This window comes from Desulforamulus putei DSM 12395, assembly GCF_900129195.1.
In the GTDB taxonomy this organism is placed as follows: Bacteria; Bacillota; Desulfotomaculia; order Desulfotomaculales; family Desulfotomaculaceae; genus Desulfotomaculum; species Desulfotomaculum putei.
The window spans coordinates 454,245-480,751 of the sequence record NZ_FQUY01000001.1 but is presented as its reverse complement, the minus strand read 5'-3'; the positions used below and the strand labels follow the sequence as shown (position 1 = coordinate 480,751).

The 26,507-nt window shown below is 49.1% G+C and carries 29 protein-coding genes; 22 read left to right on the top strand and 7 right to left on the bottom strand.

All coding sequences use genetic code 11. The features are described 5' to 3' along the window. On the bottom strand, positions 1–249 hold a 249-nt coding region (locus BUB67_RS02225; RefSeq protein WP_073235102.1), incomplete at its 3' end, for a MerR family DNA-binding transcriptional regulator. A 241-nt stretch (positions 250–490) separates the two neighbouring features. Here BUB67_RS02225 and BUB67_RS02220 point away from each other — a divergent pair. The 12 genes from BUB67_RS02220 to BUB67_RS02165 all read left to right on the top strand — a co-directional run bounded on the left by BUB67_RS02220 (position 491) and on the right by BUB67_RS02165 (position 11,361). Then, a complete protein-coding gene (locus BUB67_RS02220; protein ID WP_073235003.1) occupies positions 491–1,759 on the top strand; it encodes a M16 family metallopeptidase in 1,269 nt (422 codons plus the stop codon). 99 nt (positions 1,760–1,858) lie between these two features. After that, positions 1,859–2,188, top strand: coding sequence for a hypothetical protein (locus tag BUB67_RS02215; protein ID WP_416358826.1), 330 nt, complete (start codon positions 1,859–1,861; stop codon positions 2,186–2,188). 13 nt (positions 2,189–2,201) lie between these two features. Then, positions 2,202–2,471: a YlmC/YmxH family sporulation protein gene (locus BUB67_RS02210; RefSeq protein WP_073234997.1), complete on the top strand. Its 270-nt coding sequence runs from the start codon at positions 2,202–2,204 to the stop codon at positions 2,469–2,471. A 119-nt stretch (positions 2,472–2,590) separates the two neighbouring features. Next, on the top strand, positions 2,591–3,388 hold the full coding sequence (gene dapB / locus BUB67_RS02205; RefSeq protein WP_073234994.1) for a 4-hydroxy-tetrahydrodipicolinate reductase: 798 nt from the start codon (positions 2,591–2,593) through the stop codon (positions 3,386–3,388). A 110-nt stretch (positions 3,389–3,498) separates the two neighbouring features. Further along, entirely contained in the window at positions 3,499–4,401 is a 903-nt protein-coding gene (gene dpsA, locus BUB67_RS02200; protein ID WP_073234991.1) for a dipicolinate synthase subunit DpsA, read from the top strand. A gap of 26 nt (positions 4,402–4,427) precedes the next feature. Further along, positions 4,428–5,012 carry a dipicolinate synthase subunit B gene (locus BUB67_RS02195; RefSeq protein ID WP_073234987.1) on the top strand — a complete coding sequence of 195 codons (585 nt, stop codon included), beginning with the start codon at positions 4,428–4,430 and terminating at the stop codon, positions 5,010–5,012. A gap of 50 nt (positions 5,013–5,062) precedes the next feature. After that, complete coding sequence (locus BUB67_RS02190; protein WP_073234983.1) at positions 5,063–6,085, top strand: aspartate-semialdehyde dehydrogenase; 1,023 nt, start codon at positions 5,063–5,065, stop codon at positions 6,083–6,085. Between the two features lies 1 nt (position 6,086). Then, positions 6,087–7,322 (top strand): aspartate kinase, encoded by a 1,236-nt coding sequence (gene dapG, locus BUB67_RS02185; RefSeq protein ID WP_073234979.1) that lies wholly within the window; start codon positions 6,087–6,089, stop codon positions 7,320–7,322. 41 nt (positions 7,323–7,363) lie between these two features. Then, positions 7,364–8,254, top strand: a complete 891-nt coding sequence (gene dapA / locus BUB67_RS02180) for a 4-hydroxy-tetrahydrodipicolinate synthase (RefSeq protein WP_073234976.1) — start codon at positions 7,364–7,366, stop codon at positions 8,252–8,254. A 243-nt stretch (positions 8,255–8,497) separates the two neighbouring features. After that, positions 8,498–10,162 (top strand): ribonuclease J, encoded by a 1,665-nt coding sequence (locus BUB67_RS02175; protein ID WP_073234973.1) that lies wholly within the window; start codon positions 8,498–8,500, stop codon positions 10,160–10,162. Positions 10,163–10,309: 147 nt separating this feature from the next. Continuing rightward, a complete protein-coding gene (locus BUB67_RS02170; RefSeq protein ID WP_073234970.1) occupies positions 10,310–11,158 on the top strand; it encodes a ClpP family protease in 849 nt (282 codons plus the stop codon). Continuing rightward, positions 11,155–11,361 (top strand): YlzJ-like family protein, encoded by a 207-nt coding sequence (locus BUB67_RS02165; RefSeq protein ID WP_073234965.1) that lies wholly within the window; start codon positions 11,155–11,157, stop codon positions 11,359–11,361. The genes BUB67_RS02170 and BUB67_RS02165 overlap by 4 nt, the downstream gene beginning before the upstream one ends. A gap of 44 nt (positions 11,362–11,405) precedes the next feature. Here BUB67_RS02165 and BUB67_RS02160 read toward each other — a convergent pair whose 3' ends face one another. Both BUB67_RS02160 and BUB67_RS02155 read right to left on the bottom strand, forming a co-directional pair. Next, a complete protein-coding gene (locus BUB67_RS02160) occupies positions 11,406–11,843 on the bottom strand; it encodes a spore coat protein (protein WP_073234962.1) in 438 nt (145 codons plus the stop codon). Between the two features lie 18 nt (positions 11,844–11,861). Beyond that, entirely contained in the window at positions 11,862–12,074 is a 213-nt protein-coding gene (locus BUB67_RS02155; protein WP_073234959.1) for a hypothetical protein, read from the bottom strand. A gap of 152 nt (positions 12,075–12,226) precedes the next feature. Between BUB67_RS02155 and BUB67_RS02150 the strand changes: the two genes are divergently transcribed. The 3 genes from BUB67_RS02150 to BUB67_RS02140 all read left to right on the top strand — a co-directional run bounded on the left by BUB67_RS02150 (position 12,227) and on the right by BUB67_RS02140 (position 16,571). Next, positions 12,227–14,500, top strand: coding sequence for an FtsK/SpoIIIE family DNA translocase (locus tag BUB67_RS02150; protein ID WP_073234955.1), 2,274 nt, complete (start codon positions 12,227–12,229; stop codon positions 14,498–14,500). A 228-nt stretch (positions 14,501–14,728) separates the two neighbouring features. Further along, positions 14,729–15,856 (top strand): tRNA 2-selenouridine(34) synthase MnmH, encoded by a 1,128-nt coding sequence (gene mnmH, locus BUB67_RS02145; protein ID WP_073234951.1) that lies wholly within the window; start codon positions 14,729–14,731, stop codon positions 15,854–15,856. Further along, positions 15,801–16,571, top strand: a complete 771-nt coding sequence (locus tag BUB67_RS02140) for a helix-turn-helix domain-containing protein (RefSeq protein ID WP_073234948.1) — start codon at positions 15,801–15,803, stop codon at positions 16,569–16,571. Before mnmH ends, BUB67_RS02140 begins: the two co-directional genes overlap by 56 nt. A 448-nt stretch (positions 16,572–17,019) precedes the next feature. On the opposite strand, the gene BUB67_RS02130 is transcribed toward BUB67_RS02140, so the two are convergent. From BUB67_RS02130 to BUB67_RS02120, 4 genes are all read right to left on the bottom strand, one after another. Beyond that, positions 17,020–17,208: a hypothetical protein gene (locus BUB67_RS02130; protein WP_238456910.1), complete on the bottom strand. Its 189-nt coding sequence runs from the start codon at positions 17,206–17,208 to the stop codon at positions 17,020–17,022. Between the two features lie 135 nt (positions 17,209–17,343). Further along, positions 17,344–17,499: a hypothetical protein gene (locus BUB67_RS16535; protein ID WP_200798106.1), complete on the bottom strand. Its 156-nt coding sequence runs from the start codon at positions 17,497–17,499 to the stop codon at positions 17,344–17,346. Positions 17,500–17,608: 109 nt separating this feature from the next. Next, on the bottom strand, positions 17,609–17,872 hold the full coding sequence (locus BUB67_RS02125; protein WP_073234942.1) for a hypothetical protein: 264 nt from the start codon (positions 17,870–17,872) through the stop codon (positions 17,609–17,611). A 185-nt stretch (positions 17,873–18,057) separates the two neighbouring features. Next, positions 18,058–18,639: a DNA-processing protein DprA gene (locus tag BUB67_RS02120; RefSeq protein ID WP_073234940.1), complete on the bottom strand. Its 582-nt coding sequence runs from the start codon at positions 18,637–18,639 to the stop codon at positions 18,058–18,060. A gap of 112 nt (positions 18,640–18,751) precedes the next feature. On the opposite strand from BUB67_RS02120, the gene BUB67_RS02115 reads away from it, so the two are divergent. The 7 genes from BUB67_RS02115 (at position 18,752) to BUB67_RS02085 (ending at position 26,376) form a co-directional block, all read left to right on the top strand. Beyond that, complete coding sequence (locus BUB67_RS02115) at positions 18,752–19,252, top strand: YajQ family cyclic di-GMP-binding protein (RefSeq protein ID WP_073234937.1); 501 nt, start codon at positions 18,752–18,754, stop codon at positions 19,250–19,252. Positions 19,253–19,325: 73 nt separating this feature from the next. After that, positions 19,326–20,660 (top strand): 30S ribosomal protein S12 methylthiotransferase RimO, encoded by a 1,335-nt coding sequence (rimO, locus tag BUB67_RS02110; RefSeq protein WP_073234933.1) that lies wholly within the window; start codon positions 19,326–19,328, stop codon positions 20,658–20,660. Continuing rightward, positions 20,657–21,202 (top strand): CDP-diacylglycerol--glycerol-3-phosphate 3-phosphatidyltransferase, encoded by a 546-nt coding sequence (gene pgsA, locus BUB67_RS02105; protein WP_073234930.1) that lies wholly within the window; start codon positions 20,657–20,659, stop codon positions 21,200–21,202. Before rimO ends, pgsA begins: the two co-directional genes overlap by 4 nt. 122 nt (positions 21,203–21,324) lie before the next feature. Continuing rightward, positions 21,325–21,894, top strand: a complete 570-nt coding sequence (locus BUB67_RS02100; protein ID WP_073234926.1) for a hypothetical protein — start codon at positions 21,325–21,327, stop codon at positions 21,892–21,894. After that, complete coding sequence (locus tag BUB67_RS02095; RefSeq protein ID WP_073234923.1) at positions 21,878–23,362, top strand: AAA family ATPase; 1,485 nt, start codon at positions 21,878–21,880, stop codon at positions 23,360–23,362. Before BUB67_RS02100 ends, BUB67_RS02095 begins: the two co-directional genes overlap by 17 nt. A gap of 154 nt (positions 23,363–23,516) precedes the next feature. After that, complete coding sequence (locus tag BUB67_RS02090; protein WP_200798108.1) at positions 23,517–24,758, top strand: competence/damage-inducible protein A; 1,242 nt, start codon at positions 23,517–23,519, stop codon at positions 24,756–24,758. 19 nt (positions 24,759–24,777) lie between these two features. Further along, positions 24,778–26,376, top strand: a complete 1,599-nt coding sequence (locus BUB67_RS02085; RefSeq protein ID WP_073234917.1) for a DEAD/DEAH box helicase — start codon at positions 24,778–24,780, stop codon at positions 26,374–26,376. Positions 26,377–26,507: the final 131 nt, after the last annotated feature.

Genomic DNA, 26,507 nt, shown 5'->3' with positions numbered 1-26,507 from the left:
CAGTTGCCTGTTTAAGTTGCCGGCATCCGCCTGCTTTTTGGTGGACACCCGGGCGTACAGGACGACGCCTTCCTGCCCGGCGTCCAGTTGGCCGGATTGCAAAAGCCTGTTTAGTTCGTCCATGGAATACCGACGCTGACCGCCAGGTAAACGGACAGGCTTGATCAAACCTTGCTTCTCCCAGTTGCGCAGGCTGTTCGGATGTACACCTAATTTCTTTGCCGCTTTGCTTATGGTTAATAGTTCCATAAGTTTATTGTATTATATTTGTTATGTTTTATCAAGTATTGTCGGAAATAAGGTAGCTGTTACGAACCTCCCTGAAGAGCAAAAGGAAGATAACAGGAAAAATTAATAGACTTACCGGATTGGGGCATACTTACAGTGATTTAAATTTCCGTGTCTTCCTTTTTGCCAGGTCAAAATTTTAAAAGGATTTTTATAATGATTGGCGAAAGATTGGTTAATTGCGCTTCCAGGGGGGGTTGTAATGTTTTACCAAAAAGAAGTACTACCAAATGGAGTAAGAATTCTTACACAGCAGGTTTCCCATGTCCGCTCTGTTGCCCTGGGGATCTGGGTAGATGTCGGATCCCGGGATGAAAGTGACGCCAATGCGGGTATTTCTCATTATATCGAGCACATGTTGTTTAAGGGAACCAAACATCGAACTGCCAAGCAAATTGCCGAAGAACTGGATGCCGTAGGCGGCCAACTGAACGCTTTTACCACCAAGGAATATACCTGTTATTATGCCAAGGTGCTGGATGAACATTTTGATCTGGCGGTGGACATTCTGACGGATATGTTGTTCCATTCCAACATTTCCGAGCAGGATGTGGAGCGGGAAAAAAATGTGATCCTGGAAGAAATCAAGATGTATGAGGATGCCCCGGATGAACTTGTCCATGATATGTTCGCCAAAACCATCTGGTCCGGTCACCCTTTGGGCAGGCCCATCATCGGGACTTCGGAAACGGTATCCGGTTTGAATTACCAGGACCTCCGCTCCTATATGAAGGATTATTATACACCCAATCGGATGGTCATTTCTGTGGCCGGCAACATTACCCACCGGCAGGTGGTGGAGAAATTGTCCCCGCTGTTTGGCACCTTAAAGGGCAACGGTATCAACAGGCAGCTGCAAAAACCAAATCACACCTCACAAGTGAACTGCCGTAACAAAGAAACCGAGCAAGTACATATGGTGATCGGGGCCCCCGGTTTAAGTTTGGACAACGATCTTATCTACATCGTCCAGGTCATTAACACTGTCCTGGGCGGCGGGCTGTCTTCCAGGCTGTTCCAGGAAATCAGAGAACAACGGGGGCTGGTTTATACGGTGTACTCCTACCATAGTTCCTACTACGACACCGGGATCTTTGGAATTTATGCCGGGTTGAGCAAGCAAAATGTAAACCAGGCCATGGAACTGATCTTTAAAGAGATCAAGGACATCAAAAAGAACGGCGTAACCAGGGAAGAACTGCAAAGGGCCAAAGATCAGCTGAAGGGCAATCTTTTGCTGTCCCTGGAGAGTGTCAATACCCACATGAGCCGCCTTGGCAAATCCGAATTGTACTTGGGAAAAGTGTACAGCCCGGAGGAGATTGTAGAAAAGCTGAACCGGGTCACCGTTGAAGATACCGTACGGGTGGCTTCCCAGTTGTTCCAACCGGATAAATTTTCCATGGCCGCCATCGGTCCCTGGCAGGACTGTGGCGAGTTAAAAAACGCTCTGGATACCTTGAGAGATTAACAAAATCCCCTGACAACAGGGGATTTTTATTTTAGCGGGAATATTTGTCCACCGCCTTCATATGATTTAGCAGGGAGGTGGAGGAATTTGGTAGGAAGTATGATTGTGGGACTGCTGGTAGCCTTGTTGGTGGTATTTTCACTGAGGGAACGTATGAGAATTAAACGCTACCGTAAGGAATGGGATGTCATCGGGGAGAGCAAGTCCTCCCCCCTTTCTGAATCCCTGGCGGGGCTGGTGGGTACTGCCGGCGGTATTTACTTATCCCTGGTGATGTTAACAACCTTCTTGGAAATTGACGTACCTTCCAGGGTAAACATTTCTGTGGTCAGTTTGGAGCCAATGGCTGCCGTTTCCTTTATCCTGGCCATCATAAGCCCCTTTATGAATCGCCTGAGGAAGGGTTTGCAGAGATTTAAATTCAGGTAAGGGAGGGTTTGCCGTGCGGTTGGGAGAATTAGTGGGTAAAGAAATCGTAAACATTAATAATGGTGTCCGTTTGGGCATTATCGGGGAATCGGATGTCACCATCGATGTTGAGTCCGGGACCATTTGCTCCATCATCTTACCGAGACGGAGCAATTTTATTAATATGTGGATGGATAAGCAGCAAATGGTGATTCCCTGGGAAAGTATCCGCAAGATTGGCGAGGAAGTCATTATTGTTGAAATGGACCAGTGCAATCCGATTTTTCAAAAGTACAAGTATTAGAAACCCCGTTCCGGGGGTTTTTTTGTTTGAACTTGACAAGCATAAATGTGGTAATAGATAATAAAATGCAATAATTCTGCATAAAAACTCATGTACAAATGGAAAAGGGCGGTGTTTTAATGATCAAAGTTGTTGTTGCAGGGGCACTGGGTAAAATGGGACAGGAGTCCTGCAAAGCAATCGTAAATGCAGAAGGAATGCAATTGGCAGGGGCGGTGGACAGCAGGGACAGCGGCCATACCATTGGGACATACATCGGTAAGCCGGAAGTAAACGTTACCGTTTCCGGTGACCTGGAACAGGTAATCCGGGATGTCCGGCCGGATGTACTGGTTGACTTTACACGGCCTGGCGTGGTTCAAAGACACATTGAAATTGCCATTAATGCCGGTGTAAGACCGGTGATAGGGACCACCGGCATGAACGCGGAAGAAATTGAACGCTTTGTACAGTTGGCCTCCGCTCAGAGGGTTGGGGGATTGATTGCCCCTAATTTTGCTATCGGCGCTTTATTAATGATCAAGTTTGCCACGGAGGCGGCCAAATTTTTTCCGCACGTGGAAATTATTGAGCTACACCATGACCAGAAGATGGACGCGCCGTCGGGAACTGCCATGAAAACAGCGGAATCCATTGCTGCTGTCAGGGGGCACATGTCCCAGGGCATGCCCAGCGAATTTGAAAAAATTGAAGGAGTCCGGGGCGGCAATTTTGAAGGCATGCGTATTCACAGCGTGCGGCTGCCCGGATTTGTTGCCCACCAAGAGGTGATTTTTGGAGGTATCGGTCAGACATTAAGCATCCGGCATGACTCTATCTCCAGGGAGTCCTTTATGCCGGGCCTTATCCTGGCTGTACGCAAGGTGATGGCTTTGGATCATCTGGTTTATGGACTGGAAAATCTGCTCTTTGAATAACTAAATATGGATGTTGCAGCACCTCCGTTAAGACTGTACGTACAAGCACCACCCCCTCCGGTGTCTCATATCATGTAGTGTGTCATAGATGGTTGAGAGGAGGGGACATCATGCAGCCCGATTTAAAGGGGGTTAAGGTGGCCGTCCTGGGCGGCGACGCCAGGGAGATTGTACTGGTCTCTACCTTATCTCGCCTGGGTGCACATGTAAGGGTGGTTGGCCTGCCGGTTAAACACGACCCCCCGCATGTCAGCCTTTACGGGAGCCTGGAAGAGGCATTGGCAGACGTTCAGGCAGTAATATTGCCGGTACCAGGTATACTGGAAAACGGTAATCTTTATTGTGTTTATGAAGAAAAACCTCTGGTACTTTCTGAAGCGTTACTGGTAAAGCTGCCTCCCCAGGCCCCTATATTTGTGGGATTTGCCCGACCGAAGCTGAAGGAAATGGTGCAGCGAAGCAATGTCAAGCTGATTACCGTGCTGGATCTGGATGAAGTGGCCATTCTTAATTCCATTCCCTCTGCAGAAGGGGCCGTTCAAATGGCCATGGAGAATACGGACATTACTATTCACAACAGTAAATCCTTTGTGTTGGGATTTGGTCGCACCGGAGCCAGCATCGCTAGGCTGCTTCACGGCATGGGCGCCAGGGTTACTGTGGTAACCAGGTCGGCCGCTCACCGGGCCAGGATTTATGAGATGGGGATGGAGCCTTTATCCTTCCAAGAACTGCCGGACGCCATTGCCAGGGCGGAGATCATTTTTAACACGGTTCCGGCTATGGTATTAAATAACAGCGTTTTGAGCAAGGCAAGGGAGGACGCAGTGATTATCGATGTGGCTTCCCCACCGGGGGGCACCGATTTTGAAGCTGCGGCAAGATTAGGCATTAAGGCCCTGCTGGCACCGGGCCTGCCGGGCAAAGTGGCGCCGAAAACCGCCGGTCAAATCCTGTCCAAGGTGATCCCTTCCCTGTTGGCGCAGGAGTTGGTACGGAAAAACGGACATTAAAGGAATGGCTTACGGAGGTGCGGCATATGCGTTTAAAAGGAATACGTATTGGCTTTGCCCTGACTGGATCCCACTGCACATTAGATGAAGTTATGCCTAAAATTCAAGAATTGGTAGACGAAGGGGCAGAGGTTTTTTCCATTGTAAGTTTTGCGGTTGACACAATTGACACCCGTTTTGGCACAGTTCAAAAATGGCGTGATCTGTTAAAACAAATCACCGGCAAGGAGCCCATCAATACCATTAGCGGCGCTGAACCCGTGGGACCCAAACAGTTGGTGGATGTGGTCGTCATTGCTCCTTGTACCGGCAATACCATGGCTAAACTGGCCAACGGGATTACCGATACGCCGGTCTTGATGGCGGCCAAAGCCCATTTAAGGAATCAAAGGCCGGTTGTTCTGGCGATTTCTACCAACGACGGTTTGGGGATGAATGCAAAAAATCTTGGTTTGCTTCTTAACACCAAGAATATTTATATGGTACCATTTGGTCAGGATAGTCCCACCGGAAAACCAAACTCCCTGAAAAGTCGTATGGATCTCATTATCGATACCATAGAGCACGCTTTACAGGGGAAACAAATACAGCCCATCCTGGTGCAGCCTTGATTTAATTCCGGATCGGGGTATCAAACTCATATCAAGGAGGGAAAGCGAACTTGAAAAAGGTCAATGTTGTTGTGGTCGGCGCTACCGGAGCAGTAGGTCAGGAGATTTTAAATATATTAGACGAACGCAGCTTTCCAATTAACAATTTGAAACTGTGCGCGACTTCCCGTTCCGCCGGAACGGAAATTGAGTTCCGGGGCCAAAAATATGTTGTTGAGGAGACTACCCCCGATTCCTTTACTGACATGGATATCGCTCTGTTTGCCGGCGGCAAAGCCAGCCTGGAGTTCGGGCCGGCGGCTGTGGAACGTGGCTGTGTTGTCATTGATAACAGCAGCAATTACCGGATGGACCCCGAGGTTCCCCTGGTGGTGCCCGAAGTGAATCCGGAAGACGTTACATGGCATAAGGGAATTATTGCCAACCCCAACTGCTCAACCATCATCATGGTGGTTGCCTTAAAACCCATTCACGATGCGGCAGGCATCAAGCGGGTGGTGGTTTCCACGTACCAGGCGGTGTCCGGCGCCGGCAAAGAAGGCATTGAAGAACTGACCGAACAGGTGAAAGCGGTTCTTGACGGCAGGGAATATCCCCCCAAGAAATTTGCTCACCAAATTGCCTTTAACCTGATTCCGCACATTGATGTATTCCAGGACATGGATTACACTAAAGAAGAATGGAAAATGGTGAAAGAAACCAGGAAAATTATGCACGATAACAACATTCAAGTGACCGCTACCACCGTCAGAGTACCGGTCTATCGCAGTCACTCAGAATCTATCAATATTGAAACCGAACGTAAATTGACCGCTGCCCGGGCCAGAGAAATTCTGGCGCAGGCGCCGGGTGTCATTGTTCAGGACGATGTGGCCAACAATGTGTATCCCATGCCCCTGTTTACTTCCCATCGGGATGAGGTTTTTGTGGGACGCATTCGGGAGGACAATACCATTGACAACGGTTTAAACCTTTGGGTGGTGGGCGATCAAATTCGCAAAGGCGCAGCAACCAACGCGGTGCAAATTGCGGAACTGTTATTAAAATATGATTGTTTAATGGAGAAGAAGTAACATGCGTTTTCTTGTGCAGAAGTTTGGTGGAACATCCCTGGTGACTCAGGAGTTAAGGGATCTTGTGGCTGGCAGGATTATTGCCGCCGCTGACGAAGGTTTTGTACCGGTGGTGGTGGTTTCGGCCATCGGCCGGGCAGGGGAGCCCTATGCCACCGATACCTTGCTTCATTTTGCCCTGTCCATTCACCGGGATTTGCCGGCCAGGGAAATGGATATGTTGATGTCCTGCGGGGAAATTATATCCGGTGTGGCCATGGTCAACACACTGCAGGGAATGGGCAGGCAGGCAGTTCTCCTTACCGGGGCCCAGGCTGGCATCATTACCGATGGCAACCATAACGATGCGCGGATTATCCGGGTGGACCCGAAAAATATTATTAAACATGCCGAACAGGGAAAAATTGTGGTAGTGGCCGGTTTTCAGGGCATCAGTGAACAAGGCGAAATTACCACCCTAGGCCGCGGGGGCAGTGATACCACCGCTTCCGCTTTGGGAGTGGCCCTCAATGCGGAATGCATTGATATCTATACCGATGTGGAAGGAATCATGACGGCGGACCCACGAATTGTAGAAGATGCCCGCATTTTGGATACCGTAACCTATAATGAAATTTGCCAGCTGGCCCATGAAGGGGCCAAGGTCATCCACCCTAGGGCGGTAGAAATTGCCATGCAGAAGAATATTCCCATCCGGGTTCGCTCAACCTTTTCCGATGCCCCGGGAACCCTGGTAACCAGTCATCATGAGGTTTATGGCACCATTGATATTACCAGAGACCGAATTGCCAGCGGTGTTACCCATATCGCCGGAGTGACCCAATTTAAAATCCATGTCAAGGATCTTGCGGTGGAAGATCCGGCCTTGCGTATTTTTAGAGCTCTGGCTCTGGCGGATATCAGCATTGACTTTATCAATGTCAGCCCGGAAATCATTATGTTTACGGTAAAGGACGAGGTGGCGCCAAAGGCTGTGGCTGTGCTGGAAAACCTGGGCATTTACCCCCAGGTGAGAGCCAATTGTGCCAAGGTTTCCACAGTGGGCGCAGGAATGACCGGTGTGCCGGGTGTTATGGCTCGTATTGTGCAGGCCCTTACTGAAGAAGGGATTGAGATTTTACAGTCCTCCGACTCCCATACCACCATTTGGGTTTTGGTGGAGAAAGAGAATATGAATAAAGCCATCCGTGCCCTGCACCGGAAGTTTGAACTGGGTTATAGCGGCAAAAACCAGTAGTTTGCAGATTGGGAATAAATAAGTAAGGATGGTGATAGTCAATGGCAGCCATTGATTTTGGGCGGGTTCTTACTGCTATGGTAACCCCCTTTAATCCCGATTTATCGGTAAACTTCGCCCATGCCAAAAAGTTAAGCAGGTATTTGGTGGAAAACGGCTCGGACGGTTTGGTGGTCTGCGGCACCACCGGGGAGTCCCCGACTCTTTCCAAGGATGAAAAAATTGCCTTATTCAAAGCCATTGTGGAAGAGGTGGGGGGCCAGGCAGCAGTGGTGGCCGGCACCGGCAGCTATGATACTGCCGGCAGTATCGCCTTAACCAAAGAGGCAGAGAAGGTTGGCTGTGACGGTGTCATGCTGGTGGCGCCCTATTATAACAAGCCTTCCCAGGAAGGGCTTTACCGTCATTTCCGGGCGGTGGCGGAGAGCACCAGCCTGCCGGTGATCCTTTATAACATACCGGGCCGTACCGGCATTAACGTACTGCCGGCCACGGTGGCCAGGCTGGCGGCGGACGTTCCCAATATCGTGGCCATTAAAGAGGCCGCCGGTAATATCGACCAGGTCTCGGAACTGCGCTGTCTGCTGCCCGAGGACTTTGCCATTTACAGCGGCGATGACTCCATGACCCTGCCTATGTTATCCCTGGGGGCCAAAGGCGTCATCAGCGTAGTCGCCCATGTGGCCGGCAAGCAAATACAAGAAATGATTGACGCCTTTACCTCCGGCAATACGACCCTGGCAGCCAACCTGCATAAACGTCTGTTCCCGCTGTTTAAAGGACTGTTTATTACCACCAACCCTGTCCCCGTTAAGGCTGCTTTAAACCTGAAAGGATTCGCGGTGGGTGGTGTTCGACTGCCGCTGATTGAGGCAACGGCCGGTGAAATTGAGTCGGTCAAAAGCATCATGCAAAATCTTGAACTGCTATAATTTTTTGTAGGTACAGGACACACCCGGGTGTGTCCTGTTTGTATTTTTTTGGCACTTCTGGGTAATCATATTGCCGTTAGAGCTTAATTTGAGTATAATTGATTGCGTAGGTTACAGGGACGGTTTCCACAGCGGCGTACAATTTCATATTTTCCCCGCCTTCTCCTAGTTTCTCACCGTTAATGAATTGAAGCGTTTGTATTAAATTTCTTAGTAACAATTTGGATCGTAGGAGGTGCGGTTTTGGCGAAAGAACCTAAGTTAGCTGTAATTCCCCTAGGGGGGTTAGGCGAGATCGGTAAAAACATGACTGCGGTGAGATTCGGGGAAAATATTGTACTCATTGACTGTGGTTTAATGTTTCCGGAAGAGGAAATGCTGGGAATTGACATTGTCATCCCGGATATAACTTACCTATTGGAACACAAAGAACAGGTGCTGGGTATTTTGCTTACCCATGGCCATGAGGATCACATTGGAGCGTTGCCTTACGTCCTGCGGCAAATCAATGTTCCGGTGTATGGTTCCAAGCTTGCCCTTGGGCTGGTCCAGGGTAAATTAAAAGAACACAACATGTTGGACCAGGTTAAACTGAATACCGTGAAACCCAGGGATACCATTCAAATCGGCCCCTTTAAGTGTGAGTTTATCCGGGTCTCCCACAGTATACCGGATGCCATGGCTATTGCCATCCATACACCCGTGGGAACCCTGCTGCATACGGGTGATTTTAAAATCGACCAGACTCCGGTGGACGGCGAGGTCATCGATCTGCCCAGGTTTGCTGCACTGGGCGAAAAGGGCGTTTTGGTCATGCTGTCGGACAGTACCAATGTTGAACGTCCGGGTTATACCATGTCCGAAAGGGTGGTGGGCAATACCTTTGATGAGACCTTCCGGAACGCTCCGGAAAGAATCATTATCGCCACCTTTGCTTCCAATGTCCACCGGCTGCAGCAAGCCATCACCATGGCCCATAAATACGACCGTCATGTGGCCGTGGTGGGGCGGAGTATGGTCAATGTTATGCAAGTGGCCAGTGAACTGGGCTACCTTCATATTCCTGAAGGGACACTGGTGGAGTTGGATGAGGCTGCCCGGCTGCCCAAAAACAAGGTTGTCCTCCTGACCACCGGCAGCCAGGGTGAACCCATGTCCGCGTTAACCCGTATTGCCCTAGGCGATCACCGCCAAGTGGACATCATGCCCGGGGATACCGTAATTATTTCTGCCACCCCTATTCCCGGCAATGAAAAACTGGTTGCCCGTATTATTGACCAGCTTTTTAAGCTGGGGGCCAAAGTCATCTATGAAGCCGTTTCCGGGATCCATGTTTCCGGCCACCCCAGCCAGGAAGAGTTAAAGTTAATGATCAATTTAATCCGGCCCAAGTTTTTTATTCCGGTGCACGGGGAATACCGAATGCTGAAAAAGCATGCTGAATTGGCCAGGGAACTGGGGATCCCCGCTGAAAACATTTTTGTGGGCGAGAATGGTCAGGTTTTTGAATTTACCCGCAAGCATGGACGAATGACCGGTAGAGTCACCTCGGGCAGAGTGCTGGTGGACGGACTGGGTGTCGGTGATGTGGGCAACATTGTTTTGCGGGACAGAAAACAGTTGTCTCAGGACGGCATTTTAATTGTGGTTGTGACCATGGATAAAGAAAACAATCAAGTGCTGGCCGGTCCCGATATTGTTTCCAGAGGATTCGTTTATGTGCGTGAATCGGAAATTCTTATGGAAGAAGCCAAAACAAAGGTTAAAATCGCCCTGGACAAGTGCTGCAACCGTGGGATTTCCGAATGGGCAGGTATTAAGTCCCAAATCAGGGACGATTTAGGAAAGTTTTTATATGAAAAAACTAGGAGAAGGCCAATGATCTTACCGATTATCATGGAAGTATAAGCAAAACTCCCGCACGGCGGGAGTTTTTTGTGCTTTTATGGTCAGATCCTATATTTGCCACTTCAGATAAGTTTAAAGGTATTAGGACGCCCTGATAAAAGCATACTAGTATCAATGTACAGAATAATACGAGGAGTGACTCTTTGTATGAGACAACGTTATACCAGCGATCAGCCCGGGCCGGTACCTTTTGCCCCCACAACTCCTAACCCCCTGCAGCCACCGGGTGTCCCGAACATGCCCCAAACAAATCCCGAGACCAACCCGCACACCAATCCCGGTGCACCCGGCGCCCCCAAAAGAATTATGGGACAGGCCAAAGGAACTCTGGAAAATATAAAAGAACTGGGGACTCCGACAGTGCCGGAAAATATCAAGAGCAGTATCCACTGTGTTACCATTGTAGGACAAATCGAGGGGCACATCGTGCTGCCCAGCCAGAACAAAACCACCAAGTACGAACATATCATCCCACAGCTGGTGGCAATTGAGCAGGATGACAACGTAGAAGGCGTTTTATTGATCCTCAATACGGTAGGCGGGGATGTGGAAGCCGGCCTGGCCATTGCAGAGGTGGTGGCCACCATGACCAAGCCCACTGTTACCTTGGTGCTGGGCGGCGGACACAGCATCGGTGTTCCCATCGCCGTTGCGGGCGCCTATAGTTTTATCGCTCCCACGGCCTCCATGACCATCCACCCAATCCGGCTCAACGGCCTGGTGATCGGGGTACCGCAAACCTACGATTATTTGGATAAAATGCAGGACCGGGTGATTCGTTTTGTAACGGAACACTCCAAAGTTTCCGAAAAAACCTTCAGAGAATTAATGTTTAAAACCGGGGAGTTGGCCAGAGACATCGGCACCGTGGTGATCGGCAAGGAGGCCGTGGAATATGGACTGATTGATGAGGTGGGCGGCATTGGCAAAGCCCTGTGCAAACTCAGAAAACTGATAGAAGCCCGTAAAGGCAAAGAGAGGTGCATACTGCAATGATCCTGTGGACACCGCTGCCGGCGGCACAGGTCCTGGCAGGCTTAGACGATCAAGTATACCCGGATTACGAGTCCGGCGAAGTGTCAGGCATTCCGGTCTTGCTGGAAAAGGCGGAGAACGGCAAAAAAAGAGTAGTTCGCATCAATAGTTCCGACCCCGCCCATTATCTTAACAAAGATGTTTATCCAGGTTTAATCACTTGAAACAATCAAAACGGCACCCCCGCGGGATGCCGTTTTGATTGTTTTTACCGGTAATATTGCTGGGGAGAACCTCCATATATCTGCTGCTGGTGGCCCATGGCAGGCATCGCGTAATGCTGGAAAGCCCCCATACCCTGGCCCATGTTCAGATTTTGCTGCTGGGGCATAGCCTGATACTGGGCCTGCTGGTGCATGGTCATCATACTCTGCTGTATTTCATTGACCATTTTTTGCGTATCGCTTTGCACCTGCCCGATCATGGTTTGTTCAGCCAGCATGGGTTGGTACCACCCGTGCTGCTTGGCAAAGTCAAAGGCTTGTTTTTGCTCAGCGAAGGTGCGGTTCAATATGTTGATATAATCCTGGCGCAACCGGTCATCGTCACATTCCAGAATTTTTGAGGTTAAACAAACGGCATCCCATTTTAACTGGTTTATTAAGGCCAGGCATAAGTTTTTATCGGTTACTTGATCACCGTGCATTCCAAAAACCTCCTTTCATTATTGAATTGGGCTGATATTGGTGTGCTGGGCCAATCTTTGAAAACTGTCCATTCGGCTGCGGGCAAAGCTTTCACACATCTGGCGGAGCTGAGGGTCAGTGCATTCCCGTGCAAAGTGATTAAATTGTCCCACCAGATTGCTTTCCAGCATCAGATGGCTTTGCAGGTCCAGTAGTTCACGGGCGGTTATTTTTCCTTTGGCATGCGGCATCTTATAGCCTCCTTTCTGAATGGAAATAATGTTCATCGTATGTTAATATGTTTTGGCATGCCTGACTCTATTCATCTGCCGCCTTCATTGAGGTTTCCAATTAAAGGGTTTTGGAAATTTCTGTAGTATATATTAGTTGGAGGTGCCTGACCTTGGATTTACTGAAAAAATTAAGGGATGATTTAAAATATGAAATTTTTGGTATTATATTGATTTCTATATCAGTCCTGGGATTAATCAGTTTTGCCAATACACCCCTGGGAGCCGTCGGCGGTTTTGTGGGCCGGGTTCTCAAAGGGATGTTTGGCACCTTTGGCGGTATTGTATTAATGTCGTTCCTGGGGCTGTTCGGCATTAAGCTGATTGTTGATCGCAGCCGTACTCCCGTAAATATTAAAGTGTACGGGGCTGTATTATTATTTTTTATCATCCTTACGGTTTTAAGCCTCATGGTGCCTTTAAAACCAACCTTTATGGAAATATTAGCAGGAATTACGGACGAAGCCACAGCCAGCCAGGGAGGCGGCCTGATCGGTTCCATCATCGCCTTTTTATTAATTCAGTCCTTTGGGAAAGCCGGTACCTATATCCTGCTGACCTCGGGCTTTGTGGTGGCTCTTTTGCTGATGACCAATATTTCCATGGCAGCGTTAGCCGAAAAAACCGGTTCCAGGGCCAAACAGTGTTTCCGCAGCACCGGTAAAAGATTAAATGATTTCTTATTTACCGAGGTGGAGGAAGAACATTCATCCGACGGTCATAAAACAACCGTCACCCCGGTCATAATTCATACTTCCCCGGACCCTGCATCATATGTGGATTCTGATTGGGAATCCTCCGGGAGGAATGCTGATTTGGAAAAAACAGGTCCCATCAATCTTACCTGCAGCGAGAGCCCGAAAACTGCCAACCCGGCAAAACAACCTGTCCTTGATCAGGATGAGGAAACACCGCATACCTCCTTTACTCAACTGTCGCTGCAGGATGTCAGCGCTTTCAAGTTACCGCCCTTAACCCTGTTGTCCAGGCCCCTGAAAGGCAATAAAAATATATCCAGCGCCAGGGATATCACCGACAATATCGCCAAGCTGGAAGAAACTTTGGAGAGTTTCGGTATTAAAGCAAAAGTTACACAGGTTTCCCGGGGACCTGCCATTACCCGTTACGAAATTCAACCGCCCGCCGGGGTAAAGGTCAGCCGGATTGTCAGTTTGGCCGATGATATCGCCTTAGCCATGGCGGCTCCGGATGTGCGAATTGAAGCGCCCATTCCGGGGAAAGCGGCGGTGGGCATCGAGGTGCCCAACAAGGAAATATCCATGGTTCACATCAGGGACCTGTTGGAGTCCAAGGAATTTACCGGCGCTCCTTCCCGCTTAACCGTGGCCCTGGGCAAGGACATTGCCGGAACACCGATTATAGCGGATCTGACTAAAATGCCCCACCTGTTGATTGCCGGCGCCACCGGGGCAGGGAAGAGTGTGTGTATTAATACACTGATTGCCAGTATTCTCTTTAAAGCCACGCCGGATGAAGTGAAGTTTTTAATGATTGATCCCAAGATGGTGGAACTGGCCACCTATAACGGGATCCCCCACCTGGTAGCGCCGGTTGTAACCAATCCCAAAAAGGCCGCCACCACCCTGCGGTGGGCCGTGCGGGAAATGGAAAGGCGCTACGAATTGTTTGCCAAGGCCGGTGTCAGAGACATTGCCAGGTACAACAATCTTTTCAACGAGAAAGAACCGGGGCAGGGTCAAAATCCGTTGCCTTTAATGGTGGTTATTATTGATGAATTGGCTGATTTAATGATGGTGGCGCCGGCGGATGTGGAGGATGCCATCTGCCGTTTGGCACAGATGGCCAGGGCCGCCGGCATTCACCTGGTGGTGGCCACCCAGCGCCCCTCGGTGGACGTCATCACCGGATTAATCAAAGCCAATATTCCTTCAAGAATATCCTTTGCCGTCTCTTCCCAGGTAGACTCCAGGACCATTTTGGATATGGCCGGGGCGGAAAAACTCCTGGGCAAGGGCGATATGCTGTTTTTCCCCGTGGGAGCGCCCAAACCCATTCGGGTTCAGGGGGCTTATCTCTCGGACCGGGAAGTGGAAGACCTGGTCAACTTTTTAAAGAAACAGTCGGCACCGGTTTATGACGAGTCGGTGGCCAGGGAAGAACCCAGAGAACAGGAAACCCAGGAAGCCGAAGACGAGCTTTTGCCGGAAGCCGTTAAGATCCTGATTGAGACCGGTCATGCCTCCATTTCCATGTTGCAGCGGCGACTGCATATTGGTTATGCCCGGGCAGCCCGCCTGATTGATATTATGGAGAAAAAGGGCATTGTGGGAGGATATGAAGGAAGTAAGCCTAGGGCCATACTAATGACCATGGAGCAATATATGCAAACCTTTAAAAATAAGTAAATTAATATTGTACTCTTTATTGATAAAATGGTCAATTTACGAAAGTTGACCATTTTTGCGGTCCATGCTATACTGACGTTGGTTAAACTGTTTGTATATATGTGGAAGAAAATCGTAGAATTTGACCTATTAAGGCTGGAAATCATAATAAATAGGGCAATTTCTCTAATTCTTTCTGCAGGATTATTAAGATAAAGCGAGAATAACTGGCAGCAAGGAAGAAGATACATGGTTAAAGAGATAACGATAACGGATGCTCTGCAAATGGAGGGCGTTTGCTTTGTTGATGTGCGTTCCGAGGGGGAATTTGCAGAAGGCTCTATCCCGGGCGCCGTCAATGTTCCTCTGTTTACCAACGAGGAGCGGGCAAAAATCGGTACCACTTACAAGCAAGTGGGTCCCGAGGAAGCAAAGCGTCTAGGATTAGAGTTTGCCAGCCCCAAATTGCCTGGACTGTTTAATAAAATAGCCGATATAGCAAAGGAAAAAAAGGTGTTCCTGTACTGCTGGCGCGGTGGTATGCGCAGTAAATACACGGCATCCATATTAAATGCTCTGGGACTTCCCGTGTACCGTATTCAGGGCGGCTACAAGGCTTATCGCCGGTTTGTACACAGGTATTTAGACAGGGAGACGATCCCCCATAAGAGCATCGTCCTCCATGGACTTACCGGTGTAGGTAAGACCATTGTACTGCAAAAACTCCAGGAAAGGTTATTACCCGTATTGGATCTGGAGACCATTGCCCGTCACCGGGGATCTGCCTACGGCAAAATCGGCCTGCCGGACTCTCCTTCTCAAAAGGATTTTGAGGCTCAAATTGTACAAGCTCTGGTGGCAGCCGAGGACCAAGGGGTCATTATTGTGGAGTGTGAAAGCCGCAGGCTGGGTAAACTAATAGTACCTCCTGCAGTCATGAATTCCATGGTCAGAGGATATCGTGTCCTTCTTTATGCCTCTCTGCAAACTCGTGTAGAAAGAATTCTTCGTGAATATACCGACGGATCGGACCATAATATCGAGCGGCTGCAATTCAGTACAAGTTTGTTGAAAAAATCCCTCGGCGCCAAAGTTGTGGAAGATTTAAATAGAAAGATAGCGGAGAAGCGGTTTACCGAAGTTATTCCATACCTGCTTACCCATTATTATGACCCGCTGTATAAATATCCTGACAGGCCCAGCGAAGATTATGATTTATCTGTGGACTGTGAAGACCTGGACAGCGCCGTAAACCAACTGGCACAATGGGTGACAACACGGCCGGAGTATGGAGTACCGGTGGAAAACGGAGGTGAATCCTATGCCAATAGGGGAAGTCTTGAGGAATGCGAGGATCAAGAAGGGGTATTCTTTTGAGTACCTGGAGGAAGCTACAAAAATCCGGGCCAAGTACCTGGAGGCTTTAGAAAATGAAAACTTTGATGTCCTACCGGGCCAGGTATACGCCAGGGCTTTCCTGAGAACCTATGCAAAGTTTCTGGATCTGGATAGCGAACAGATTATGAACGAGCTCAGTCAAATGAACAATGAAGCTCCTTCACCCAAAATTGAAACCGAGCATCATGACCCCGGACCCTCAGCCACAGGAAGTAAAAAATGGCGTTATGCAGCGGCCGGTTTGGCCATCATTGCTTTATTAGCCTTTAACGCCCTCTATCATATCGGTGACAAGCCTGAAGATAACAAACCGGAACTACCCAACACCGTCCAACAGCCACCGGCTAACAATGCCAATAACAATGCCGCTCCTAACAACCCGCCCAATAACACCCCACCTGAAGCGACCCAACCGCCCCGGCAGGTGGAAGGAGTGCGGGTGGTGCTGAAGGTAACGGATAGTCAAAGTTGGATGCAAATTGTAGCCGACGGCAAGACTGTTTTCTCCGGCATGGTAAATCCTGGTGAAACCAAGGATTTCCAAGCCGATGAGAAAATTTACCTGCATGTGGGGAACGCCGGAGCGGTGGAAGTAAACGTAAACGGAAAAGACCTGGGACGCTTGGGCGAACCCGGCAAGGTTAGACGTCAAACCTTTAATGCAGGGGAAGAACCCCAATTAACCCGGGGGTAAAAAACTTGAAGAAAATAAGGAGCCGCACGGCTCCTTATTCGTCTTTCAGAACGGTTTTACAATGGGGGCATTTTTCCCGATTACCCTGGTAGAATTCCCCGCAATGGATGCACCGGACCTGCATTTCGGAAGTCACGTCCTGGGGCCTGCCTCTTTTGTGTTGTTGATGATATTTAGATCGAAAATTAGACTGAAACAAGTAAAAGGGGATCACCGCAGCGGGTACAAAAAAAGTACCAACGGCCCAACGTATGGAGGACTCCATAGGATAACCCTGCTTCCGCGTGTCCCAAAATATCCATAGAGCACCCAGGATCCCCATAAGCAGCCAGAGAATATGCATATTATCACCTATTCTAAAATTCTCCGGTTATTTTAAAAAACCTTCTCGTCCAGGTTTAAATGATGTGCTTCAAACAAAAATAACCCGACCGAAGTCGGGTTATTTTTAAAATTGGTCTGCCTGGGGTTCCCTGTGCTGGGGCATTCTCTCGGGGAAGGCCCGGTTTTCGGAGTAATCGGCGTCACATCTGCAATCAATTGCCTTGTATGCCAAGTATCCCATGGCAGCCAGGGAAGCAATGTGAACCGCCCAGAAACCAAAATTGGGGTATCTCCAGGTGCTGTCTCTCATCATGAGGTTCACCTCCAGGTCATTTTTTACTATTTTGCCTTTATCGTTCCTCTTTTACTCTCCATGAACAGCGGTTACGGGCTGCAAATTCTTACCAAATTAAAAAGAAATACTCGGGAACCAAAAGACCCGAGTATTTTACTTTCGTTTTTTTGGTTTTCTCACCATGCCGATGACAAATAATAGGGCTCCGGTAATGATCAGCCAGGTTTCCCGGGGAAAAATCATGCTTGCACCAATGAGTAAGAAACCAACTGCGCTCAAAATTAATTTCCAGTTTAATTTTCTGTTCAAAGAGCTGCTACCACCTTGTACTTTTTGGCAAAAAGTATATCACATTTATGCTAACTGGCCAAGTTATTTACGGAAAAGAAAATACCAAAGAAGAGCAAAAGCAAACCGTTTATCCCGCTTCGTCCTCTGCCAACCCAGGGACTTCCTTGTATTGATAGTTAAAGTTAATAGCTTCCGGAGATAAATAATCCACCACATAACTGGCGATTGTTTCCAGATCAAGAGAGCCGTTAACGGCCAGCTGAATCATTTTTAAGTGCTTTTCCTCCAATGGGACGGTATAGTTATTGTATTCCAAAACTTGATCCACCAGCATCGCCAGCCATTCAAGATCAATAATTTCCTCCAAAGAAAGTCTTCTCACATAGACCATGGGCATACCCCTTTTGTATATTTTGGAATATAGTAGTGGACTGTTAAATTTTTTGCAAGTAAATGCAAAATAGTTTAAGTATTAAGACATTTATAGGTGATTTAAGAAATGAAAAACCTGCTTTATACAGCAGGCTTAGTATTGCCGAATTCTCCACTAATTAATGCGGTTAGGCTCTATAATTACTAATTGTCCTCTATTTGAACGTCAGCATCCCGTAATACGACATAATGGCCGTTGTTTTCCCGGTAATGGTATAACGGTTTCGCCATCTTCCTGGCCCACCTGGCACAATGTTTGGTACCGCCGGTAATCACCCCGTCGGGGGGGAAGGTACCCACCACCAGGATTTTCTCAGACAATAGGGCCTGAGTTTTGTCCCGGGCCACGAAGGTCCATTTCACAGCAGGCTGATCCGGGTCGAACTGGCTGACAATGCAGCCGCCCCGAGTTACGATGTTTTGGTACAAAAATTGATTTTCCGCAGGGAACACCGCTGACTGCAGTCCGAAGGGAACCACTGCCACGGTGATGCCTCCTGCATCCAAACAACCCCAATGGGCGGCTGTATCAATGCCCGAAGCCAGGCCGGATAAAACCACGATTCCTTTTTTGGCCGCCTCCCCAGCAAGTTTATAGGCCATGGCACAGTCACGCTGATGCTGCTGCATTTCCAAAGGAGAACAGCCGGGAGCTGGCCGCCTGGGTCCGATAATGGCTATAATTTGTTTATCATAAGGGAATTTGCCCAGGAAGTTCAATTTCATATCAAAGACCCCTCCGGAAACCATTATAGCAAAGAGCGTCGTAATTTTTGACAACATTATCCATTATGGTATAATTTTTATTATTTAGAGTATGCACAAGGGGGTCGTCACAATGGCAAAAGAAAATAGTTTTGATATTGTCAGCCGTGTAAATTTGCAGGAAGTTTCAAACGCCGTCAACCAGGCATTAAGAGAAATAGAAAACCGCTTTGATTTTAAAGGAAGTAAGAGTAAAATTATGTTTGACGGAAAGTCGGAGATTACATTAATAAGTGATGATGATTTTAAACTGCGCAACGTCATAGATATATTGGAAAGCAAATTGGTCAAGCGGGGCGTTAATTTAAAGGCGCTGCGTTACGGAAAAGTAGAGCCGGCAGCGGGGGATACCGTGCGGCAGGTGGTGACCCTGGTACAGGGCATTGAACAGGACATTGCCAAAAAAATCGTCAAGGCCATCAAGGACAGTAAGATCAAAGTACAGGTTTCCGTCCAAGGGGACCAGGTGAGGGTTGCCGGCAAAAACAGGGATGATTTACAGGCCGCCATCGCTGTGGTAAAGGGCATGGAATTAACAATTCCCGTTGAGTTTACAAACTATAGAACCTTTTAGTTTAGCTTTGACAGCTTTATCCTGCTGTTTTATACTATTTAAGAATATTCTTCTAATACGAAAGGAAATATAAATGCCCACCATAGGATTTGTCAGCTTGGGTTGCCCGAAAAACCTGGTAGACTCAGAGGTTATGCTGGGCATGCTGCGGAACGCAAACTATCATATAACCGCCAATGAAGCGGATGCCGATGTGTTAATCGTTAACACCTGTGGTTTTATCCAATCTGCCAAGGAAGAATCCATACGACACATCTTTGAACTGGCCCGGTATAAAGAAAAGGGCAAATGCCGCGCCCTCATCGTCACCGGTTGCCTGGCCCAACGCTATCACCGGGAACTGATGGAGGAGATTCCGGAGATTGATGCCCTAGTGGGACCGGGCCATATCAGCGATATCGTTACCGTTGTGAACAACGTGCTGGGTGACAGGCAGAGAAGATCCCATATCAATGAACCGTTGTACATTTATGACGAGTACGCCCCCAGGCTGTTGAGTACGCCTCCCCATACGGCCTATGTGAAAATTGCCGAGGGCTGTGATAACCGCTGCGCCTATTGTGCCATTCCCGATATCAGAGGCAGGTTTCGCAGCAGGCCAATGGAATCTGTTGAGACAGAAGTAAAAAGGCTGGTGGGGAACGGGGTCAAAGAAATTATCTTGATTGCCCAGGACACCACCCGGTACGGCCTTGATCTGTACGGTGAGTACCGTCTCGCCGATTTAATTTGCAGACTGGGGCCCATCCCCGGCCTCAAGTGGATTCGGCTACTGTACTGCTACCCCAACCGTTTCACCAGGGATTTAATCAAGGCCATTGCCGAAACACCCAATGTATGTAAGTATGTTGATATACCCCTGCAGCATGCTGCGGATGACATCCTGCGGGCCATGCGGCGTCCGGTTACCAAAGGACAGGCCCGTGAATTAATTAAAAACCTCCGACGGGAGATCCCGGGCATTGTCATCAGGACTTCTTTTATAGTAGGTTTTCCCGGGGAAACCGAAGAGCATTTTCAAGAGCTTCTGGACTTCATGGAAGAAATGAAATTTGACCGGGCCGGTGTCTTTACCTATTCCCAGGAAGAAGGAACCCCCGCTGCAGAGATGGAGAACCAGGTCCATGGCCGCATTAAGCAGGAACGCTATCACCGGGCCATGACCCTGCAGAGGGAGATCTCGCTGGTTCAGAACAGGAAACGCGTCGGACAAATACTGGAAGTGCTGGTGGAAGAAGCGCTGGACCCCGGCAAAGGGGTATATGTCGGCCGCTCTTCCTTTGATGCCCCGGAGATTGACGGTACGGTGGAAATTATCAGTCCCAAACCATTAAATATTGGAGAGATAGTCAAAGTAAAAATCAACAGGGCCCTGGAGTATGATTTGATGGGAGAGTTGGCCCAATGAACTTACCCAACCGACTAACGCTGGCCAGAATGTTTTTAATCCCCGTATTTCTGGCTGTGGTCACCCTTAGAATTAAATACGGCGATATCATCGCAGCCGGTGTCTTTGTACTGGCGGCCAGCACAGACGGGCTGGACGGGTACATTGCCAGAAAGAATAAGCAGGTTACCACCCTTGGCAAGTTTATGGACCCTCTGGCAGATAAACTGCTGGTGTCTTCGGCCTTGATCGTACTGGTGGAACTGGGAAAATTATCCGCCTGGGTGGCGGTGCTGATTATCGGGCGGGAATTTATGGTCACCGGTCTCAGGGCCATTGCGGCGGCCGATGGCGTGGTGATTTCTGCCAGCAAATTGGGGAAATGGAAGACCGTCACCCAAATCATCGCCATTGTGGCTATGTTTTTGCATAACGTCACCTTTCAATTCCTCGGTTTCGACCTTGGGAAGATCGCCATGGCGGTGGCCGTCTTCTTCACCATTTGGTCCGGCGCTGATTACGTGTCTAAAGGCTGGCATCTATTAAAAAAAGGAGAATATTAAAAGTCAGGAAGGCTATGCTTTCCTGATTTTTATTTCCAATGGTTTCATAAAGAATCGTATATACGATCGTGATATAATGGTATAGCATATGATCAGTATTAAAACTGGAAAGGATGATGGCTATGCAATGGCACGGCCTTAAGCTTCCGGTTATTTTTTTGGCCTTTGTTTGCGGACTGGCTCTGACCTTTGGCGGGCAGTGGGCTTATAAAAAATACAATTATCAGCAGCCGTTAAACAAGGTGCTGGCCGAAAACAAACTGGTAGAGGACTATAAGGTTGAAGAGAATTCCACAAAGACTGTGGTTAAAGTGAAATTATCTAAAAATGCAAACAACTTGATGGAAGCTTATCAGGAAATTAACCAGTTGACGGGCAAGGTCATGGGAAAAACGCCCTACCAAATTGAACTTGTCAGTGCATCCGACCCCTCGCTGGATCAGGCCTTTTATGAAAGCCACCATGTGATCTATCAAGCCCAGGTAGCGGCGAATTTCCCCGAGGTTGCCAGCAAGGTCCGGGAAGCTGCCCGGAAGCAGGGAGCGGAAGGAAAGGTTTTCGTGGATCAAAACAATATTTATATTCAAATGACAAAACCGGACGGGCATTTTTTGCATAAGGTTATACCTAGGCAAATTCCCGGTGAGGTGGTCTTCTGGCAAGGAGGTGCCGGTGTTGCTAAAAGAAATTAGTATCGGCCTGGCTGCCGCATTGCTGGTCTTTGGTGCGGCGGCCGGCTATGATATAACCCCCTTTATTTTTCTGCTGGCCTTTGGCGGAGCTTTGTTCTATCTGACCGGCGCCAGGGGAATGGTCAAATCGGGGTTTGGTAATTCTTCCGCCGTTCCCAAACGGCAGGAAATTTCCTTTGACGATATCGGCGGACAGGCTTCCGCCATTAAAGAGTTAAAAGAAGCCCTGGATTTTATCAAAAACCATCAAGAAATTCAGAGATTGGGCATCCGTCCCCTCAAAGGGATCTTAATGACCGGTCCGCCGGGAACAGGCAAAACCCTGATGGCCAGGGCCGCTGCCAGCTATACCGATTCGGTATTTGTCTCCGCCAGCGGTTCGGACTTTGTGGAAATGTATGCCGGCGTGGGGGCCCAGAGGGTCCGCAAGCTGTTTCAAACTGCCCGTGCAACGGCAGTCAAACAAAAGAAAAAGAATGCCATTATTTTTATTGATGAGATTGAGGTCCTGGCAGCCAGGCGGGGCCAGCATGCCAGTCACATGGAATACGATCAGACCCTGAATGCGCTGCTGGTGGAAATGGACGGCCTGAAAGTGGACGACAGTGTACGGCTTTTGATTATGGCCGCTACCAACCGGGTGGATATGATGGATCCGGCCCTGCTGCGTCCGGGACGCTTTGACCGCCAGGTGAAAGTGGACCTGCCGGATAAATCAGGCCGATTGGAAATTCTCAAGCTGCATACCCGCAACAAACCCCTGGCCGAGGATGTGGACCTCTCCCGGGTGGCCAAAGAGACCTTCGGTTTTTCCGGCGCCCACCTGGAAAGCTTGGCCAACGAGGCAGCCATTCTGGCCATGCGGGAGGGATTAAAGGAAATCCATTACCGTCATTTCCACGAGGCTGTCGATAAGGTGATGATGGGTGAGAAACTGGATCGCCGGCCCAATCCCGAAGAACTGAAGCGGGTGGCTGTCCATGAGATCGGCCATGCTTTCATCAGCGAATGGGTGCGCCCGGGGTCCGTCTCTACGCTAACCGTGACCCCTAGGGGCGGCGCATTGGGCTACATGCGGCAAAACCCTGAGGATGATACCTATTTATACACCAAAGACTACCTGGAAAACCAAATTGCCATTATGCTGGCAGGGGCGGTGGCTGAGGAAATTGTCTACGGCAACCGCAGTACCGGCGCCTCCAACGATTACGAGAAGGCCCTGCATACGGCAGAGACCATGATCAAGGCCGGTATGTCCAAACTGGGCGTGGTTCGCTTGGAAAGTCTTCCCGTCGAGATGAAGTACAATGTTGTATCTGAGATTATAAATGAGCAGGAGCAGCGGGTTTACCAATTTATGAAACAGCATCAAGAGTTTTTGCATTCTACCATGGCTGTTTTGTTGGAAAAAGAAAAGATTTCCGGTGAGGAATTCAGAGCATTGATGCCGTCTCCTGCTGCTGCATAAATTGATAACAAATGGAAATCATAAAAGAGGCCAATTTTTGGTCTCTTTTGTTATTTTCGTTAAGCATAGTCGTAAACCATGCTTTTCTCAATATTTGTGAAGGGAAATTAGTAGTACCGGCGAATAATTATAAAGATAAAGCAAGAAAAAGGTGATGCGTTTGCAGGCAGAAATCATTTTTACCGGTACAGAATTGCTGGTGGGTGAAGTATTGAATTCCCATGCCCAGTATTTAGGCAGACGCCTGACGGAGATGGGAATCGAAGTTATACAACACACAACGGTGGGAGACTACTGGGGCCGCATGGGTCTGGTGTTGCTCCAGGCCCTGGAGCGGTCTGACCTTATCTTTATTACCGGGGGTCTGGGGCCCACCATTGATGACCTGACCAAAGAAACGGTAGCGGAAGTCCTGGAACTGGATATGAAGCTGGATGAGGCCTCCCTCCAGGCTATTAAGGATTACTTTGCCAAAAGAGGCATGGAAATGCCGACCAACAATATCAAACAGGCCTATTTCCCGGAGGGCGCCAGAATTCTGCCCAATACCAGGGGAACCGCGCCGGGGGCCATCGTCGAGGTCGATAAAAAGGCCATCATTATTTTACCCGGACCGCCATGGGAACTGGAAACCATGTTTGAAAACTACGTGGTGTCCTATTTGAACAGTTTGCCTCACAGGGGAACCCTGTGTACTTCCAAGACCTTTAAACTGACCGGTATCGGAGAAAGCTCCGTTCAGGAACTAATCGACGATTTATGCGGTATGGGCAATCCTGAAATTGCCTTTTTGGTGCAGCCCGGCGTGGTGGAAGTCCGCATTACCGGACAGGGGTCGACCCTGGAAGAGGCCTCCAGCCTGGTCCAGAATTTGTCTGAGCAGGTTCGGCGCAGGTTATTTCAATATATTTTTGCCGAAGACGATGAAAAAATTGAACAGGTGGTGGGGCAGCTACTGATTGACGCCGGTCTGACCATTGCAGTAGCTGAATCCTGCACCGGAGGCTTGATTGAAGCACGATTATCCGATATCCCCGGCGCTTCCCGTTACTTGGTGGGCGGCGTTGTTGCCTACAACAGCAGGATCAAAGAAAAAATCCTGGGCGTTCCTCCGGAGATTTTGGAACAATTCGGTGCAGTAAGCCGTCAAACCGCCATTGCCATGGCAGAAGGGGTTCGCAGGGAACTGGGCAGCAGCATCGGGCTGGCTGTTACCGGTGTAGCCGGTCCTACCTCCTCCGAGGGAAAACCGGTGGGGCTGGTTTATATTGCTTTATCCTCTCCCACGGGGATCTGCTTCCGGGAATACCGTTTCCCCGGGGAGCGGAAAGCTATCCGTAACGGGACGGTCAATGCCGCCCTGAAAATGGCCAAACACTTTTTGCAAGGGAAATAATTTGGAAAGAAGGAAATAAATGAACCAAAGAAAAGAAACAAAATTTTTCGGTGAACTGGAAATTAGCAGAAGGATTGTAGACGGGCTCATTGAGATGGGGTTTGAAGAGCCCACTCCTATTCAGCAACTGGCGATTCCCCAGATTTTAGCCGGTCATGATGTTATCGGTCAAGCTCAAACAGGTACCGGCAAAACGGCTGCCTTCAGCATACCTTTGATTGAACGATTGGATTTCAGAAAAAAGGATATGCAAGCGGTTATTATCACGCCAACCAGGGAACTGGCCATTCAAGTGGCCGAAGAGATCAGCAAAATCGGCCGTTTTTGCCGTATTAAGGTGCTGCCTATATATGGCGGGCAATCCATTGAGCGACAGATCCGCTCGTTGCGCCATGGTGTGCAGGTGGTGGTGGGGACACCGGGCCGCCTGCTGGACCATCTCAGGCGCCAGACCTTAAAGATGGATCAGGTGCGCATGGTGGTGCTGGACGAAGCGGACGAAATGCTGGACATGGGCTTCATCGAGGACATTGAAGAAATACTACGGCATACCCCGGCGGAACGGCAGACACTGCTTTTTTCCGCCACCATGCCGGGAGAAATTATCCGGTTGGCCCACCAGTATATGAAAGACCCCAAATACGTTACAGTGAGCAAAAGCAATCTTACAGCGCCTCAAATCGATCAGGTCTATTATGAGGTGCCGGAAAAACACAAATTAGAAGCGCTGTGCCGGCTGCTGGATACCACCGATATTACCCAGGGCATTGTTTTCTGCCGGACCAAGCGTGGGGTGGACGAGCTGGTGGCGGGTCTGCAGGCCAGGGGATATACTGCTGCGGCCCTGCACGGGGACCTCAGCCAGCAGCAGAGAAATAACGTGATGAGGCAGTTCCGGTCAGGGGAAGTGGAACTGCTGGTGGCCACTGACGTGGCAGCCAGGGGACTGGACATTGAAGGTGTATCCCACGTGATCAACTACGATATTCCTCAGGACCCGGAATTTTATGTTCACCGGATTGGCCGTACCGGCAGGGCCGGCAGGTCCGGCGTGGCCATTACCATTATCAATCCCCGGGAGTACCGCCAGCTCCGGTTAATTGAGAATATCACCAAAACCAGAATCAAACGGGAACGGCTTCCCAGTGTTGCAGATGTGGCGGAGCGCCAAAAAGAAGGAATCAAGGACAGGCTGCTGCGCATTATGGAGGAAGGTAAGTTAGGCTACTATCGCTCTGTTGTTGACAGTTTGATTGATGAATATGACCCTATGGATATTGCGGCTGCTGCTCTCAAACTATCCCTGGATCTGGAACCTGCCGAAGACGAAGTGGATCTTGATACCGTCAATTTTGGCAATACCGGAGCCAGACCCGGGATGGTAAGGCTGTTCATTACCCTGGGACGTAAAGAAAAGGCTTCCCCGGCGGAGATCATCAAGCTGATTTCAGATGAATCCGGCGTGCCGGGCGATCAAATCGGCAGCATTAACATTTATGAGAACTTCAGTTTTGTGGAGGTACCGGAGGAATGGGCCAACTGCGTGATCAGTTGCTTGCACAGGCAGCAATTTAAAGGCAGAAGGCTGTTTGTGGAACCTGCCAGGGCCAGGAGGTAGTCTCGCGGTTTGGGTTCGGAGTTCAAGGTTCGAAATACTGGGGATTTATTCCCTAATGGAGATTCGAACACTGAACTCCAGCCTTTTTATTGACTGGTTAACGATGAATACCTTATAATGGGAAAAAGCGA

Coding starts and splice junctions, on each gene's coding strand:
- BUB67_RS02220 (WP_073235003.1), top strand. CDS start 491: ATGTTTTACCAAAAAGAAGTACTACCAAATGGAGTAAGAATTCTTACA.
- BUB67_RS02215 (WP_416358826.1), top strand. CDS start 1,859: ATGATTGTGGGACTGCTGGTAGCCTTGTTGGTGGTATTTTCACTGAGG.
- dapB (WP_073234994.1), top strand. CDS start 2,591: ATGATCAAAGTTGTTGTTGCAGGGGCACTGGGTAAAATGGGACAGGAG.
- dpsA (WP_073234991.1), top strand. CDS start 3,499: ATGCAGCCCGATTTAAAGGGGGTTAAGGTGGCCGTCCTGGGCGGCGAC.
- BUB67_RS02195 (WP_073234987.1), top strand. CDS start 4,428: ATGCGTTTAAAAGGAATACGTATTGGCTTTGCCCTGACTGGATCCCAC.
- dapG (WP_073234979.1), top strand. CDS start 6,087: ATGCGTTTTCTTGTGCAGAAGTTTGGTGGAACATCCCTGGTGACTCAG.
- dapA (WP_073234976.1), top strand. CDS start 7,364: ATGGCAGCCATTGATTTTGGGCGGGTTCTTACTGCTATGGTAACCCCC.
- BUB67_RS02170 (WP_073234970.1), top strand. CDS start 10,310: ATGAGACAACGTTATACCAGCGATCAGCCCGGGCCGGTACCTTTTGCC.
- BUB67_RS02165 (WP_073234965.1), top strand. CDS start 11,155: ATGATCCTGTGGACACCGCTGCCGGCGGCACAGGTCCTGGCAGGCTTA.
- BUB67_RS02160 (WP_073234962.1), bottom strand. CDS start 11,843: ATGCACGGTGATCAAGTAACCGATAAAAACTTATGCCTGGCCTTAATA.
- BUB67_RS02155 (WP_073234959.1), bottom strand. CDS start 12,074: ATGCCGCATGCCAAAGGAAAAATAACCGCCCGTGAACTACTGGACCTG.
- mnmH (WP_073234951.1), top strand. CDS start 14,729: ATGGTTAAAGAGATAACGATAACGGATGCTCTGCAAATGGAGGGCGTT.
- BUB67_RS02140 (WP_073234948.1), top strand. CDS start 15,801: ATGCCAATAGGGGAAGTCTTGAGGAATGCGAGGATCAAGAAGGGGTAT.
- BUB67_RS02130 (WP_238456910.1), bottom strand. CDS start 17,208: ATGATGAGAGACAGCACCTGGAGATACCCCAATTTTGGTTTCTGGGCG.
- BUB67_RS02125 (WP_073234942.1), bottom strand. CDS start 17,872: ATGGTCTATGTGAGAAGACTTTCTTTGGAGGAAATTATTGATCTTGAA.
- BUB67_RS02120 (WP_073234940.1), bottom strand. CDS start 18,639: ATGAAATTGAACTTCCTGGGCAAATTCCCTTATGATAAACAAATTATA.
- BUB67_RS02115 (WP_073234937.1), top strand. CDS start 18,752: ATGGCAAAAGAAAATAGTTTTGATATTGTCAGCCGTGTAAATTTGCAG.
- rimO (WP_073234933.1), top strand. CDS start 19,326: ATGCCCACCATAGGATTTGTCAGCTTGGGTTGCCCGAAAAACCTGGTA.
- pgsA (WP_073234930.1), top strand. CDS start 20,657: ATGAACTTACCCAACCGACTAACGCTGGCCAGAATGTTTTTAATCCCC.
- BUB67_RS02100 (WP_073234926.1), top strand. CDS start 21,325: ATGCAATGGCACGGCCTTAAGCTTCCGGTTATTTTTTTGGCCTTTGTT.
- BUB67_RS02090 (WP_200798108.1), top strand. CDS start 23,517: ATGCGTTTGCAGGCAGAAATCATTTTTACCGGTACAGAATTGCTGGTG.
- BUB67_RS02085 (WP_073234917.1), top strand. CDS start 24,778: ATGAACCAAAGAAAAGAAACAAAATTTTTCGGTGAACTGGAAATTAGC.